The organism is Flavimobilis sp. BM9 (genome assembly GCF_058313055.1).
In genome coordinates this window covers 357,674-372,987 of sequence record NZ_JBZEMO010000004.1, presented here as the reverse complement: position 1 = coordinate 372,987, position 15,314 = coordinate 357,674, and the positions used below count along the sequence as shown (strand labels likewise).

Below are 15,314 nucleotides of genomic sequence, written 5' to 3'. Positions count from 1 at the left end.
GCGCGCTCCGCGCCGCGGGGCACAATGGTCGCAATCATCATCGAGGACAGAGGTGGAACGTGCGCTGGTTGGTCGTGGGTGGAGCGGGCATGCTCGGGCAGGACGTCGTCGCGAGGCTGCGCGCCGCAGACCAGGATGTCTCGGTGAGCACGCAGGCTGACCTGGACATCACCGACGCCGCCGCGTGCACGTCAGCCGTCGAGGGCTTCGACGTCGTCGTGAACTGCGCGGCGTGGACCGCGGTGGACGACGCCGAGACGCAGGAGGGCGCTGCATTCGGGGCGAACGCCGTCGGCCCCGCCAACCTCGCCCGGGCAGCGACCGCGGCAGGAGCGCGCCTCGTGCAGATCTCGACCGACTACGTGTTCGACGGCGAGGCGACGACGCCGTACGCCGCCGACGCCCCGATCGCCCCACGCTCGGCGTACGGACGGACGAAGGCAGCCGGCGAGTGGGCGGTGCGCGCCGAGGACCCCGCGGGGCGGCACCTCGTGCTGCGCACCGCGTGGCTGTACGGGGCGGGCGGCGGCAGCTTCCCGCGCACGATCGTGAAGGTCGCCCGCGAGCGCGGCGCCGTGAGCGTCGTGACCGACCAGGTCGGCCAACCGACGTGGACGGGCGACGTCGCGGACCTCGTCTGGCGGCTCGTCGCCGCGGACGTGCCTGGCGGGACGTTCCACGCGACGTCCGGCGGCGTCGCTTCCTGGTTCGACTTCGCTCAGGCTGCGGTCGGGTCGGCCGGTCTGGACCCGGCGATCGTCGGCCGCACGACGTCGGATGCGTTCGTGCGCCCTGCGCCGCGACCGTCGTACTCCGTGCTCGGCCACGACGAGCTCGAGCGCGTGGGCGTCGCGCCCATCGGCGACTGGCGTGAGCGCTGGGCGGCGGCGTGCGCGTCGGACGGCTTCGCAGCGGCGGTGCTCGGCGCCTGAGCCGGGCTGGCTGCGCCGCCGGACCTGCCGTCACGTGAGACAGACCATGGACATGTCCACCTCCGGCCCGGGCCGCGCCGGCGTTCTCGCCGTGTGCACGGGCAACATCTGTCGCTCCCCTGCCGTCGAGCTGCTGCTCCGTGACCGTCTGGGGGCGCACGTCGACGTGGCGAGCGCTGGTGTCGGTGCGGTCGTCGGGGCGCCGGTGAGCCCCCCGATGGCCACCCTCCTCGACGGAGCAGGGATCGCGACGCGGGGCTTCGTCGCCCAACAGCTGACCCGTGAGCTGGTCCGTGACGCCTCGCTCGTGCTCGCGCTCACGCGGAAGCACCGCTCGGCGGTCGTGCGCCTCGAGCCGGCGGCGCTGCGGCGCACGTTCACGCTGCGCGAGCTCGCGCGGCTGCTCGCTCTCGCCGACCTCGGGGGTCTGCCCGCCGACCCTGCGGAACGCGTCGTCGAGCTGATCGCGCGTGCGCAGGCCAGCCGGACGGCGCCTGGCGCGGTCCTTCCCGCCGAGCGGGCAGCCGAGGACGACGTGATCGACCCGTACCGCGGGGACGACGCCCTCTACGCACGTTCCTGGGCGGAGCTCACGCCTGCGGTCGAGGCGATCGCTGCAGTCCTGACGCCGTCGTCGGCCACCGAGCCAGCGCATCGCTGACGTGCCCTGACGCCGCGCGTGCGACCGTGGGGGCGAGCGGTTTCGCTCTGAGCGTGCACCGTGGCTTTGCGTTTTCTTTGCGTCCTGCGCGCTCGACCCCGATGATCGAGGGGTGACGACGACGAGTTTGACTCCCGACTCCCACCACGCCGCGCCCTCGCGGACCGGCCGCATCGCTGCGCCTGCGCGGCACGGACGTGCGCGCCGGCTGGCGGCGGCGACCACCGCCGGTCTGCTCGCCCTCCTGACGATGCTCCTCGGACTACCGGCTGCGACTGCTACGGCAATCCCCGCCGAGCCGCCCGTCAACTTGCAGGATCGCGTCACGGACAATGCGGACGTACTCTCGGTGGCCGACGAGGCGAAGATCGAGGACGCGCTCGACACGCTCGCCGAGGAGGCGGACATCGTGGCGTTCGTCGTCTTCACGGACGAGTTCGACGGGCTCAGTGGCGAGGAGTGGGCCGCCGCGACCATGAGCGAGTCCAACATGGGCGCGCAGAACGCCGTCTTCGCGGTCGCGGTCGAGGAACGCAGCTACGGCGTGGGCCGCGCCAACGACGGTCCGCTCGACCAGTCCGACGTCTCGGCGATCCAGAAGGCCGTGGCCGGCCCGCTCGGTGACGATGACTGGTCGGGCGCCGCGGTCGCTTTCGCCGAGGCCACCGCGGACGCCGTCAACGGCTCCAGCTCCGGCGGCTTCCTCGGCGTCGTGGTGTTCCTCTTCATCGTCGCCCTCATCGGGATCGTGGTCTGGGCGGTCGTGCGGTCCAAGAAGTCCGCCCCCCGGCTCGAGGGGCTCGACGCGCTGCCGACGGAGGAGCTCGCGCGCCGCGCAGGCGCGGCACTGGTCCAGGTGGACGACGCCGTCAAGACGTCCGAGCAGGAGCTCGCGTTCGCACAGGCGCAGTTCGGGCTCCAGGCGACCGACAAGTTCTCCGCGGCGCTCACCGAGGCTCGCACGACGGCGCAGCGTGCGTTCGCGATCCAGCAGCAGCTCGACGACGAGATCCCGGAGCCCGAGAACGTCAAGCGCACGATGCTCGTCGACATCATCAACCTCTGCGGCACGGTCGCCACGACGCTCGACGCGCAGACGTCAGAGTTCGAGGAGCTGCGCGACATGCAGGCGCGCGCTCCGCAGCTGCTCGACGAGCTCGACCAGCGGGGCGACGAGGTCCGGGCGCGGCTGACGACGGCACGTGCGGCGCTCGACGAGCTCGGTCGCCGGTACCCAGCGACAACGCTCGCCTCGATCAGCACCAACCCGGCCCAGGTCGAGGCGCTCCTCGCGGGCGCTGCCGAGTCCGTCACGAACGCCCGCGGCGACCTCGCTCGCGACGACCGGCCCACGGCGGTCGTCCGCGCCCGCAGCGCGCAGCAGGCGATCGGCCAGGCCGCCGCCCTGCTCGACGCCGTCGAGCAGGCTGGCGACGACCTTGCGAGCGCTGGCCCGCGCCTCCAGGCGGCCCTCGCGTCGATCAGCTCCGACCTCGACGACGCCGCGCGTCTCGCCCCGGAGGACGCCGCGGTGGGCTCGGCCGTCGAGCGTGCACGCGACGCCGTGGCGCTGGGACGTTCCGCGCAGTCAGGCGGCGACCCGCTCGCCGCGCTCGCCGAGCTCACCCGCGCCGAGGCGCACATCGACGAGGTCCTGGCGACCTACCGGGAGGCGGACGAGCAGCGCCGTCGCGCCGAGGCCCTCCTGGACTCGCTCTTCGGGCAGGTCGACTCGCAGATCCGCGCGACGAACCAGTTCATCGAGACGCGACGCGGCGCTGTCGGGCCGGAGGCTCGCACGCGACTCTCCGAGGCGATCCGCCACCTGGGCAACGCACACCAGCTGCGCCCCTCGGACCCGGTGCAGGCCCTCGCGGCCGCGCAGCTCGCCCAGCAGCTCGCGACGCAAGCACAGACGATGGCCCGCCAGGACGTCGACCGCTGGCAGAACAACCAGAACACCCCGTTCGGAGGCGGTGGCAACAACAACGCCGGCCTCCTCCTGGGCGGCATCATCCTCGGCGAGATCCTCGGGGGCGGGCACCGCGGCGGTGGCGGCTTCGGGGGCGGCGGCTTCGGAGGCGGCGGCTTCGGAGGCGGCGGTGGCGGCGGCTTCAGCGGAGGCGGCGGCCGCTTCTGACGACGCGCGCGAGCATCCACCCGGGCCCCGGCCCCACAGACCAACCAGGCACAGACCGGCAGCATCCCGTATCAGGAAGGCGACACCATGGCTGAGAAGCAGAGCATCTTCGGACGCGTCACCCAGCTGGCGAAGGCCAACATCAACGCGCTCCTCGACAAGGCCGAGGACCCCCAGAAGATGATCGACCAGCTCATCCGCGACTACACGAACAACATCGCCGAGGCCGAGCAGGCCGTCGCGCAGACGATCGGCAACCTGCGTCTCGCCGAGAAGGACTACCAGGAGGACGTCGCCGCAGCCGCCGACTGGGGCAACAAGGCGCTCGCCGCCTCGAGCCGCGCCGACCAGTTCCGCGCGCAGGGCAACACGGTCGAGGCCGACAAGTTCGACAACCTCGCCAAGGTCGCGCTGTCCAAGCAGATCGCCTCCGAGACCGAGGCGAAGCAGGCCCAGCCGATGATCGCCGCGCAGAACGACACGGTCGAGAAGCTCAAGAGCGGTCTCGCGCTCATGAAGGACAAGCTCGTCGACCTCAAGAGCCGTCGCGACCAGCTCGTCGCCCGCCAGAAGTCGGCGCAGGCGCAGAACGCCGTCCAGGGCGCCATCTCCTCGATCAACGTGCTCGACCCGACGAGCGAGCTCTCGCGGTTCGAGGAGAAGGTGCGGCGCGAGGAGGCGCTCGCGCAGGGACACGCAGAGCTCGCGGCATCGTCGCTCGACTCGCAGTTCGCCGAGCTCGAGGCCGACGCCGGTCAGATCGAGATCGAGGCGCGTCTCGCAGCCCTCAAGAACCGCGGTGCGATCGGCGGGATCCAGGCCGCTCAGATCGAGGCGCCCGAGCAGGGCTGAGCAAGCGCCCCGCAGAGCAACGTGGCCCCGATACGTCTTTCAGACGCGTCGGGGCCACGGCCGTACCGGGCGGGCTGTCGGGGGCCAGCCGCCGCAGGCAACGGAAGAAGTGTCACACAACAGTGGACATCCCGGACGACACTCCGGGGGCGTGTTCCACGAACGTTCGGGTGATCGTGCACGTCAGGTCGCTCAGACGCTCAGCGTGGGCGATCGCGTCCATCTCGATCGCGGTCGCGTCGAGGCCCGCCGCACGGGCCCAGGACGCGAGGAGGTCGGCGTCAGCCTCGGGCCGGAACTGCACGGCGACAGCCACCCCGAGACGGAATGCGTGGAACGGGTACATGGCCGACGACGCGAGCCAGGTGGCGCCGGCAGGCAGCTCGACGATCGCGTCGGAGTGCATCGCCGCGACGAGCGTAGGCTCGCCGCGCCGGACGGGTCCCGCGCCGTCGTCGACCCCGGCACGGCGGGCGAGCTCGCCGAACATCGGGTCGTCGGCGGCCTCGGGACGCCAGGCGACCTCGATGATGCCGGCCTCGAGCCCCGGCGGGGCGTCGAGCGCGACGCGGCCGCCGCACGCGACCGTGAGCAGTTGGGCGCCGAGGCCTGTCGCGAGCGTGGGCAGGTCCGTGGCGACGGCGTCGGCGAGCAGCGCGCGGATCGCCAGGAGCCACGGTGCGTTCGCGTCGTCGAGCGCGTCGGTCGACCCGCCGAGCACGACGAGACCAGCGCCGCACGCGCGAGCGTCCGGGATCGCGTCGCCGTCGAACGGACGCACGATCCGCACGTGCGCGCGCTCCTCGAGCGGCGCGGCGAGCGCCCCGAGGGGCGAGTCCGCGCAGCTCTGGACGACCGTGATCGTCGGGCGCAGCTGTGTGGAAGGGCTTTCAGGCATGGGAGCGACGCTAGGCGGCGGCGCTCTGCGGCGCAAACCGCCCGCTCACAGCCCGCCCGACGGCATGCCCAGGGCCACTAGGATCGGAGCATGTCGGATCTGAGCTCGGCCCCACGCAAGACCTATCTCATCGTCGACGGTGAGAACATCGACGCCACTCTCGGCGTCAACGTCCTGGGCCATCGGCCCACCCCGGACGAGCGGCCGCGCTGGGACCGGATCAGCGACTTCGCGGCGAGCGTGTGGGACCAGCCGGTCCAGGGACTGTTCTTCCTCAACGCCACCTCGGGCCAGATGCCGATGCCGTTCGTGCAGGCGCTGCTCGCGATGAGCTACCGGCCGATCCCCCTCGCGGGCGGTCCGGGCCTCAAGGTCGTCGACATGGGTATCCAGCGCACCCTCGAGGCACTCGTCCCCCGCGACGCGGACGTCATCCTCGCGAGCCACGACGGCGACTTCATCCCGCAGGTGGACGCCCTGCTCGACGGCACGCGCCGCGTGGCGTTGCTGTGCTTCCGCGAGTTCGTCAACTCGCACATGGCGGAGCTCGCGGAGCGGGGGCTCGAGTTCTTCGACCTCGAGGGTGACGTCAACGCGTTCAACACGCTCCTGCCGCGCGTGCGCATCATCCCGATCGAGGAGTTCGACCCGCTGCGCTACCTCTGACCCCAGGATCCCGGGTCCCAGGGTTCCGGACCCCGAGTTCCAAGCTCCCGAGCTCCCGAGCTCCCGAGAATGCGCAGTATCTGTTGCTGATCACAACGGATACTGCGCATTCTTGCTCCTGCTGAGGGCCGCGCGGACCTGGTGGATCACATAGTCGGACCGACTGTGCAGGTCCTCCCACGTGAAGTGGAGGACGACGTAGCCGGCACCGACGAGCCGGTTGTCCCGCTCACGATCGGACTGGAACCGGTCGACGCCGTGATACGCACGCCCGTCGACCTCGATGGCGACGCGCGCCACGTCGAACAGCACGTCGACCGAGCCGATCACGCCCATCGCGTCGAAGACCGCCATGTTGGGCTGCCACCCGGTGAGCCCCGCGGCTCGCAAGATCTCATGGAGCATCTGTTCCGCCGGACTCAGCGCCCCGCCCCGGGTCAGCTCCGCGAGTCGCCGAAGCTGCACGTTGCCCCACATCTTCGGGTGCGTCTCGAGGCGATCGAGCAGGTGCTCCCTCGAGAGGACGTTCCAGGTGAACAACCACGCGATCAGACGTCCGGCGTCGTGTGCGCCGAGCCCGGCGAGCGTGTCGACAGCGGCGCGCTCGACTGTGGTGACGCGCCCTCCGTCCCGGTCCACGACGTCGTCCACCGGAAGCCGGAACCGGTGCGGCACAAGGCCGCCGACCTCGCGCATCGGACGCGACACCCAGACGTGCACGGGTCGCTCGCGCAGCTCCGCCGGGAGCTGCGGCAGGTGAAACCGCAACGCCGACTCGCGGCAGAGCACGGCGCTCGGCCAGGTCAGCCACGCCGCGTACGCGTCGGTGCGGCGATGCGGCGGGTCGTCGGCCAGTCGGATCCCCCTTCCGACCACACGGGCCCACATGCCCGCGCCCAGCCGGTAGCGGACCACCCCGGCGCTGGCGCCGCCCGCCAGAGCTTGCGCGACCGTGAAGACGCCGCCGCGTGCGTCCGGAGGTACCCACCGAGGGGACAGCTGAGTCATCTCCGCACCGTGCCGCAGCGAACGGCCGGGCGGGCGGCGCGGCACGCTCTGTCGATGACGGACGTCCCGACGACTGCCTGTGGACGACCTCCAGCGCGGACGCCCGGGACACCAGGCCGTCCCCACCGTCCCCGTCCCCGTCCCCGTCCCCGTCCCCGTCCCCGTCCCCGTCCCCGTCCCCGTCCCCGTCCCCGTCCCCGTCCCCGAAGAATGCGCACAAACTGCTGCGATCTGCTGCAGATCATGCGCATTCTCGGCTGGGGGACCGGGGGGTCCGGGGGGACCAGGGGGACCGGGGGGACCAGGGGGACCGGGGAGCCGGGGGGAGGGGACAGACCGGAGGTCCAGAGGAACCGGAGGAGCCTCCCGGGGGCGGGCGGGTGCGGGCCGCGCCCACCGCCGACTCAGCACTGGTTCAGGCAGTTCTCAGAAACACGGAGCATGCTGGTGGCATGACCACGACCGAGGCGCGACTTCTCGTCGTCGACGACGAGCCGAACATCCGTGAGCTCCTCGCGACCTCCTTGAGGTTCGCAGGTTTCGAGATCCATACGGCTGCCGACGGCGCGAGCGCGCTGCGACTTGCCCGTGAGGTGCTCCCGGACCTCGTGCTGCTCGACGTCATGCTCCCCGACATGGACGGCTTCACCGTCACGACGCGGATGCGGGAGAAGGGCCAGACGATGCCGGTCCTGTTCCTCACGGCGCGCGACGACACGCAGGACAAGATCACGGGGCTCACGGTCGGGGGCGACGACTACGTCACGAAGCCGTTCTCCCTCGAGGAGGTCATCGCGCGGATCCGCGCGGTGCTGCGCCGCACGCGCGGCGACGACGCGGCGGACGGCGACGCGGTCCTGCGCTTCGCGGACCTCGAGCTCGACGACGACACGCACGAGGTGCGCCGCGCCGGTCGGCTGATCGACCTCTCCCCGACCGAGTTCAAGCTGCTGCGCTACCTCATGCTCAACCCCAACCGGGTGCTCTCCAAGGCGCAGATCCTCGACCACGTCTGGCAGTACGACTGGGCGGGCGACGCGAACATCGTCGAGTCGTACATCTCCTACCTGCGCCGGAAGATCGACGCCCCGGTCGACGGCGTCAAGCCCAGCCCGCTCATCCAGACGAAGCGCGGCGTGGGCTACCTGTTGCGCGAGCTGCCGGGCAGCTGAGCCCGCATGACCACCCCCGCCCCGCCGCCACCACCGCCTTCAGCAGCCGAGCCACCCGAGACGGCACCGTCTGAGTCGGCACCGTCTGAGTCGGCCCCGTCTGAGTCGGCACCGCCCGAGCCGACGCCGTCGCGGCGCCGTCGGCTCCAGCAGCTCCCGGCGTTCTTGCGCGGCCGGCTGCACCACGTGCCGTTGCGCACCAGGATGACGCTCATCACGGCTGTCGTCCTCGTCGTCGGCCTGACGATCTCGACGGTCGCGGCGACGACGATGCTCAAGCGGTACCTGCTCGACGAGCGCGACCGCCAGCTGGTCGCGTCCGCGGAGTCGATCCTCGAGGTCCAGGACCTCGCGTCGCTGAGCTCGAACCCCTCGTTGCCGTCCGACTACGTCGTCCTCCTCCAGCTCGAGGACGGCACGCGACGCACCGTCAGCTCTGGCACGACGATGTCGCGGGGCGCTCCGCGCATCCCCACCCTCGAGCCGGCGTCTGCGCCCACGCAAGGTGTGCCGTTCACGGTGCCGGGCGCGTCGACGTCGTCGGGTGAGCGTGAGGCGTACTCGGAGTGGCGGGTCGTGGCTCGCGACGTCCAGCTCCGCTCGGCGTTCGCGGTGCAGGATGCCGTGCTGATCGTCGCGCTGCCGCTCGCGGACATCCACGCGACGACGGCGCAGCTCTGGAAGATCCTGACGCTCACGTGCGTGGGCATCGCGCTGCTCGGCGCGACGCTCGGCTACCTCGCTGTGCGTCGGTCGCTGCGCCCGTTGCGGACGATCGAGCACACCGCTCGCACGATCGCCGACGGTGACATGAGCCAGCGCATCCCGCCGATGCCGCCGAACACCGAGGTGGGGGCGGTCGCGAGCAGCCTCAACGTCATGCTCGGCAAGATCGAGGAGTCGTTCGACGCACAGGTCGCGTCGGAGGCGCGCATGCGCCGGTTCGTGTCGGATGCGAGCCACGAGCTGCGCACGCCGCTCGTGTCGATCCGCGGCTATGCCGAGCTGTACCGGATGGGTGCGGTGACGACCCCGGAGCACACGAGGGAGTCGATGGCTCGCATCGAGTCGTCGGCCGTCCAGATGGGGGCGCTCGTCGAGGATCTTCTCTCTCTCGCGCGTCTCGACGAGGGCCGACCGGTGACGCTCGAGGCGCTCGACCTGCGGGAGGTCGCGAGCGGCGCGCTCTCCGACCTGCACGCGATGGACCCGACGCGGCCGACGGCGTCGGTCGCCCTCGCCCCCGACGGCTCGGACGTCGTGGCTCCCCCGACGGTCGACGGGTCTCCTGCGGTGCCCCCTCCGCCTGTGACGGTCATGGCTGACCCGGCTCGGATCCGTCAGGTCTTCACCAACCTCATGGGCAACGTCGTCAAGCACACGCCTGAGGGGTCGGCTGTCGAGGTTGCGGTCGGCGTCGTGGGTGGACGCGCGGTCGCCGAGGTCCGCGACCACGGTCCGGGCATCCCGGCCGAGCACCGTGACCTGGTCTTCGAGCGGTTCCACCGGGTGGACCCGTCCCGCAACTCGTCGTCCGGAGGGTCGGGTCTGGGCATGGCGATCGTCCGCGACATCGTGACGGTGCACGACGGCGAGGTCGAGGTCCGTGAGACGCCTGGCGGTGGTGCGACGTTGCGCCTGTCGCTGCCCCTCGCAGACGACCGTGCCAACTCGGCCGGGCGGTAGTAGCCTGGTCGGTCGGCGGTCATGCGGACCGCGACGGGGCCTGCGCCCCGGTGGTTGCACAGAAGGCTGAGCGATGAGCGTCTCCTATACCGACGCACCGCAGTGGCTCCTGTCCTCGTGGATGCGCGCGTGCGCAGAGGCAGGCGCGACGGCTGCGCCGGACGACGTCCGGGAGACCGGCGAGGCGTTGCTGGCTCGCTGGATGGACCCGCGGCGTCGTTTCCACGACCTGCGCCACCTGTGCGACGTCCTCAGCCGTGTCGACGAGCTCGCGGAGGAGACGCACGAACCGTCTCTCGTGAGGCTCGCGGCCTGGTATCACGGCGCGATCTTCGACGCCGAGAGCAAGGCGGCGTACGCGGAGCGCGGCGGGGAGAACGAGACGGCGAGCGCGGTGCTCGCGCACGAGCAGCTCGCGGCTCTCGGTGTCCCGGACCGCTGCGCGCACCGCGTCGCTCAGCTCGTGACGGCGCTGCTGCGGCACGCCCCGGACCCGGCGGACTTCGACTGCGCGGTGCTGTGCGACGCGGACCTGGGGATGCTCGCGCAGGAGCCGCAGCGCTACAAGGCGTACCTCGAGGACGTCCGCGCGGAGTACGCGCACATCCCCGCCGAGGACTACGTCCGCGCACGTATCGCGATCCTCTCGAAGCTGCTCAGCCGCCCGTCGTTGTTCTCGAGCCCGCTCGGCGCGGCGTGGGAGGACGCGGCTCGCCAGAACGTCGCGGCGGAGCTCATGCGGCTGAAGAAGGAGCTCGCGAAGCTCAACGCCGACGGCGCGGCCCTGCTCTGCACGGACGACGTGCTCCGGCTCGTCGCGGAGAGCACCGGTGCGGGCGTCACGGGCACGGACAGCACCGGTGTGCCGGCGCGTCCCGCGCCGACCGGGGCTGGGGACGACGGTCACCTCGCGGCGTCGGTCCCTCCAGCATCACCCGCTCAGGCTGCGGCGCCTGAGGCAGGTCCGTCCGGGGCGATGCGGGGCGGGGCGTCCCCTGGCGCTGCGCGCGCGGGCGCAATCGGTCCGAGCACGACGACGTCCCCGCTCCGCCCCGGCCCTGCGGCGATCCGGACGGCGACCCCGGCGTCACCTCCGACGGTCGGCGAACCGGGCCCGGTCCGCGGCTGGTCGGAGGTCGACATCGACGAGGACGACTTCTAGACCTCGTCCCGGGCCCGCTCCCCTGCCGGGCCCTCGGTCGTCGCGCCCGCGTCTGCCGTGCCCACCTGGACTGCCCTGCCCACAGCCTCGTCGCCAGCGGACGGCCTCGCACGTGCTGCCGCCGAGCGTCGTGCCGCTCCCGTCTCCTGCCTAGCCTCGTCGGCACGCGGCGCCACCGGGGTGCCGTGCGAGCACGCCGCGGACGCGGCGACGAGGAGGAACCCATGACGAGCTTCCAGGTCGACTACACGCAGATCGCGACGGCGTCGACGAAGGTCCAGACGACCAGCACGACGATCGAGACCGAGACGGCCGCGATGACGACGCACCTGACCGACCTCAAGGCGTCCTGGCGCGGGACGGCGTCGACGGCTTTCGACTCCGCGTACTCGGAGTGGTTGACCGCCCAGGCGACCGTGCGCGCCGCGCTGACGTCGATCGCCACCGCGCTGTCGAGCGCGGCGACGACGTACGAGGAGGCGGAGTCCGCGGCGCAGGGCCTCTTCGCCCGCTGAGCGCAGGCGCGTCGCCCCACCGCGGGCATGCACGAACCCCCTGGCCCGTCGGGCCAGGGGGTTCGTGTCAGTGCTGCGTGCGGTGGTCGGACAGGCTCAGAAGCCCATGCCGCCCATCTCGTCGCCGCCCGGCATGGCCGGAGCCTTCTCGGGCTTGTCGGCGACGACGGCCTCCGTGGTGAGGAAGAGGGCCGCGATCGAGGCCGCGTTCTGCAGGGCAGAACGGGTGACCTTGACCGGGTCGTTCACACCAGCGGCGAGCAGGTCCTCGTAGACGCCGGTCGCGGCGTTGAGGCCCTGGCCCGACGGGAGGTTGCGGACCTTCTCCGCGACCACGCCACCCTCGAGGCCGGCGTTGATCGCGATCTGCTTGAGCGGAGCGTCGATGGCGGCGCGGACGATCTGCGCACCCGTCGCCTCGTCACCCTCGAGAGCGGTGATCGCCTCGGACTCGAACGCGATCTTGCCCGCCTGGATGAGCGCGACGCCACCACCGGCGACGATGCCCTCCTCGACGGCAGCCTTCGCGTTGCGGACAGCGTCCTCGATGCGGTGCTTGCGCTCCTTGAGCTCGACCTCGGTGGCCGCGCCCGCCTTGATGACGGCGACGCCACCCGCGAGCTTGGCAAGGCGCTCCTGGAGCTTCTCGCGGTCGTAGTCGGAGTCCGACTTCTCGATCTCGGAGCGGATCTGGTTCACGCGACCGGCGATCTGGTCGGCGTCGCCGGCACCCTCGACGATCGTGGTCTCGTCCTTCGTGACGACGACCTTGCGGGCCGTGCCGAGGAGGTCGAGCGTGGCGGTCTCGAGCTTGAGGCCGACGGTCTCGGAGATGACCTGGCCACCCGTGAGGATCGCGATGTCCTGGAGGATCGCCTTGCGGCGGTCGCCGAAGCCCGGGGCCTTGACGGCGACGGACTTGAAGGTGCCGCGGATCTTGTTGAGCACGAGGGTCGCAAGAGCCTCGCCCTCGACGTCCTCGGCGATGATGAGGAGCGAGCGGCCGGCCTTCATGACCTGGTCGAGCAGCGGCAGCAGGTCCTTGACGTTCGAGATCTTCGACTCGACGATCAGGACGTACGGGTCCTCGAGGACCGCTTCCTGGCGCTCGGGGTCGGTCTCGAAGTAGCGGGCGAGGAAGCCCTTGTCGAAGCGCATGCCCTCGGTGAGCTCGAGCTCGAGGCCGAACGTGTTCGACTCCTCGACGGTGATGACGCCTTCCTTGCCGACCTTGTCGAGCGCCTCGGCGATGAGCTCGCCGATCGCCGGGTCGCCGGCGGAGATGGCAGCGGTGGCCGCGATCTCTTCCTTCGTCTCGATCTCCTTGGCGGCGGAGATGAGCTCGGCGGTGACCGCCTCGACGGCCTTCTCGATGCCGCGCTTGAGCGCGATCGGGTTGGAGCCGGCGGCGACGTTGCGCAGGCCCTCGCGGACGAGCGCCTGGGCGAGGACCGTGGCGGTCGTGGTGCCGTCACCAGCGACGTCGTCGGTCTTCTTGGCGACCTCCTTGACGAGCTCGGCGCCGATCTTCTCGAACGGCTCCTCGAGCTCGATCTCCTTGGCGATCGAGACACCGTCGTTGGTGATCGTGGGGGCGCCCCACTTCTTGTCCAGGACGACGTTGCGGCCCTTCGGGCCAAGGGTGACCTTCACGGTGTCGGCGAGGACGTTGAGTCCGCGCTCCATGCCGCGACGGGCCTCCTCGTTGAAGGCAATGAGCTTTGCCATGGGGGTGTGATCCTCCGCTTGTGGCGCTGGGAAGGTCGGTCGGCGCCCGCGACGGACGGCTCGGTCGGACGGCGTTCATGTCACGCCGCCGAGCTCGAGCCTCACCGGTCGACCCAGGGTGGTGGGCGGGCGTGCCCGCCCGGTGGAGTCTTTGTCACTCGATCGAGCCGAGTGCTAACGCCATTATTGGCACTCGCGACCGGTGAGTGCAAGACGGCTGAGCCGCCCCGGCTCAAGATTTCGCCGCAGGCGAGATCACGTCCGAGCACTGCCCAGGACCGTGCCGACGCCTCTGCGCCGCAGGAGGCTCTGCGCTGCGAGGAACCCGCCCATGCCGTGCACACCGGGCCCGGGCGGCGTCGCGGCGGACGCGAGGTACGCGCGGGTGCCGCCTCCGACGTCTCCGAGGTGGTGCGGGTCCCGTGCGAGGCGCGGCCGCGCGATCATCTGCCACGTCGTGATCGCACCCGAGGCGATGTCGCCGTCGTGCAGGTTCTCGTCGTGCGCGGACAAGCGCGCGGCAGGCACGCAACGTGTCGCGACGACGCGGTCACGCACACCGGGTGCGTACCGGTCGACGTGCGCGAGGACGTCCTCGGTGACGTCGCGGTCCGAGCCTGCGGGCACGTGCGCGTACGCCCACACGACGCGCAGCCCACCCCGCTCCCGGCCTGGGTCGGCGACGGTCGGGTCGCCGAGCAGGACGACCGGGCGCGCAGCGTGCCGACCGGCCCTCACGTCGGCCTGCGCGGCGCTGATCTCCGAGGCGCTCCCGCCGAGGTGCACGGTCCCCGCGTGCCCGACGGCGTCGTCGGCCCACGGGACCGGGCCGTCGAGGACCAGCGCGACCGTCGCGGCTGCGGGGCCGCCGCGGAAACCGCGCAGGGTGGCGCGGACGTGCACGGGCAGGTCGTCGCCGAGGACCGCGAGCGCGGTCGGCACGTTCGTGTCGAGCATGTAGTCGCGTGCGGGTGGCAGGTCGCGGCGCGTGCGCACCCGCACGCCCGTGACGACCGTCCCGCCGTGGGCCTCGAGGTCGGCGACGAGCGCGTCGGTGATCGCCTGGGAGCCGCCGACGGGGACGGGCCAGCCGCGCGCGTGCCCCAGCGTCCCGAGGAGCGTGCCGGTGCCTGCGGCAGCGGCGGAGGCGAGCGGCGCCATGGCGTGCACGGCGACGCCCGCGAACAGCGCACCCGCGACGCCCGAGCGCGGCGGCGCGGCGATCCCGCGCGCGACGGCCGCTGCCGCAGCGAGGCTCGACCTGGCGACGCCACCCGCCCGGAGCGCACGACGGCGGTCGTCGAGCAGCAGCCGCGCGACGGCGTCGTGCTGGTCGACGAGCGGGCGGAACGTCCGCGCCCACGCCCGTGCGGCCGGGGCGCCGCCGAGCTCGCGCAGGTGCTCGAGCGTGCGGCCGAGGTCGCGGTAGGCGACAGCGGCCCGGCCGCGCGGGCCCGCCGCGAGCGGGTGCGCGTAGGACGCCTCGGGCGAGACGAGGCGGACGCCGTGCGCGGCGAGGTCGAGGTCCTGGAAGAAGGGCGAGGCCAGGGCGAGCGGGTGCACGGCCGAGCAGAGGTCGTGCGGCAGCTCGGCGACGGCGTCCGCGTCCGCGCCGGGGCGCAGGACGACGTCGCGGCCGAGCGGCGCGGTGCGGGCGCCTCCGCCGACGGTCGCCTCGGCCTCGAGGACGAGGACGTCGAGGCCTGCGCGTGCGAGCGTCACGGCGGCGGCGAGCCCGTTCGGGCCGGAGCCCACGACGACGACGTCTCGCATCCCCGCTCCTCCCGCCGTTCCTCGGATCGCGTCCATCACACCACGCAGGCGGCGCCGCCAGCGTGCGCCGGGTCACGGGGGCGGTGTCGATACCCCCCGCCGGGAGCCGTTAGGGTCGTCG

The 15,314-nt window shown here is 72.1% G+C and carries 13 protein-coding genes; 9 read left to right on the top strand and 4 right to left on the bottom strand.

Annotated features, from left to right (window positions below):
- Nucleotides 1-59 precede the first annotated feature (59 nt).
- The 4 genes from rfbD to AC4F3Q_RS09560 all read left to right on the top strand — a co-directional run bounded on the left by rfbD (nt 60) and on the right by AC4F3Q_RS09560 (nt 4,585).
- Entirely contained in the window at nt 60-932 is an 873-nt protein-coding gene (gene rfbD, locus AC4F3Q_RS09575; protein WP_491039759.1) for a dTDP-4-dehydrorhamnose reductase, read from the top strand.
- Between the two features lie 46 nt (nt 933-978).
- Complete coding sequence (locus AC4F3Q_RS09570; RefSeq protein ID WP_491039758.1) at nt 979-1,593, top strand: arsenate reductase/protein-tyrosine-phosphatase family protein; 615 nt, start codon at nt 979-981, stop codon at nt 1,591-1,593.
- A 112-nt stretch (nt 1,594-1,705) separates the two neighbouring features.
- Nucleotides 1,706-3,733, top strand: coding sequence for a TPM domain-containing protein (locus tag AC4F3Q_RS09565; protein WP_491039757.1), 2,028 nt, complete (start codon nt 1,706-1,708; stop codon nt 3,731-3,733).
- 87 nt (nt 3,734-3,820) lie between these two features.
- Nucleotides 3,821-4,585 carry a PspA/IM30 family protein gene (locus AC4F3Q_RS09560; RefSeq protein WP_491039756.1) on the top strand — a complete coding sequence of 255 codons (765 nt, stop codon included), beginning with the start codon at nt 3,821-3,823 and terminating at the stop codon, nt 4,583-4,585.
- A gap of 112 nt (nt 4,586-4,697) precedes the next feature.
- Here the strand turns inward: AC4F3Q_RS09560 and AC4F3Q_RS09555 are convergent, their stop codons facing one another.
- Nucleotides 4,698-5,483: a type 1 glutamine amidotransferase gene (locus AC4F3Q_RS09555; RefSeq protein WP_491039755.1), complete on the bottom strand. Its 786-nt coding sequence runs from the start codon at nt 5,481-5,483 to the stop codon at nt 4,698-4,700.
- Nucleotides 5,484-5,573: 90 nt separating this feature from the next.
- On the opposite strand from AC4F3Q_RS09555, the gene AC4F3Q_RS09550 reads away from it, so the two are divergent.
- Complete coding sequence (locus AC4F3Q_RS09550; RefSeq protein ID WP_168448281.1) at nt 5,574-6,149, top strand: NYN domain-containing protein; 576 nt, start codon at nt 5,574-5,576, stop codon at nt 6,147-6,149.
- Nucleotides 6,150-6,239: 90 nt separating this feature from the next.
- On the opposite strand, the gene AC4F3Q_RS09545 is transcribed toward AC4F3Q_RS09550, so the two are convergent.
- Nucleotides 6,240-7,157, bottom strand: coding sequence for a DUF559 domain-containing protein (locus tag AC4F3Q_RS09545; protein WP_491039754.1), 918 nt, complete (start codon nt 7,155-7,157; stop codon nt 6,240-6,242).
- Nucleotides 7,158-7,609: 452 nt separating this feature from the next.
- On the opposite strand from AC4F3Q_RS09545, the gene AC4F3Q_RS09540 reads away from it, so the two are divergent.
- The 4 genes from AC4F3Q_RS09540 (at nt 7,610) to AC4F3Q_RS09525 (ending at nt 11,692) form a co-directional block, all read left to right on the top strand.
- Entirely contained in the window at nt 7,610-8,329 is a 720-nt protein-coding gene (locus AC4F3Q_RS09540; protein WP_168448279.1) for a response regulator transcription factor, read from the top strand.
- A gap of 204 nt (nt 8,330-8,533) precedes the next feature.
- Nucleotides 8,534-10,015, top strand: coding sequence for a sensor histidine kinase (locus AC4F3Q_RS09535; protein ID WP_491039753.1), 1,482 nt, complete (start codon nt 8,534-8,536; stop codon nt 10,013-10,015).
- A 73-nt stretch (nt 10,016-10,088) separates the two neighbouring features.
- A complete protein-coding gene (locus AC4F3Q_RS09530) occupies nt 10,089-11,177 on the top strand; it encodes an HD domain-containing protein (RefSeq protein ID WP_491039752.1) in 1,089 nt (362 codons plus the stop codon).
- A 224-nt stretch (nt 11,178-11,401) separates the two neighbouring features.
- Nucleotides 11,402-11,692 carry a WXG100 family type VII secretion target gene (locus AC4F3Q_RS09525; protein WP_491039751.1) on the top strand — a complete coding sequence of 97 codons (291 nt, stop codon included), beginning with the start codon at nt 11,402-11,404 and terminating at the stop codon, nt 11,690-11,692.
- A gap of 96 nt (nt 11,693-11,788) precedes the next feature.
- Here the strand turns inward: AC4F3Q_RS09525 and groL are convergent, their stop codons facing one another.
- Both groL and AC4F3Q_RS09515 read right to left on the bottom strand, forming a co-directional pair.
- Nucleotides 11,789-13,420: a chaperonin GroEL gene (gene groL, locus AC4F3Q_RS09520; protein ID WP_491039750.1), complete on the bottom strand. Its 1,632-nt coding sequence runs from the start codon at nt 13,418-13,420 to the stop codon at nt 11,789-11,791.
- A 255-nt stretch (nt 13,421-13,675) separates the two neighbouring features.
- A complete protein-coding gene (locus AC4F3Q_RS09515) occupies nt 13,676-15,193 on the bottom strand; it encodes a phytoene desaturase family protein (protein WP_491039749.1) in 1,518 nt (505 codons plus the stop codon).
- Between the last annotated feature and the right edge of the window lie 121 nt (nt 15,194-15,314).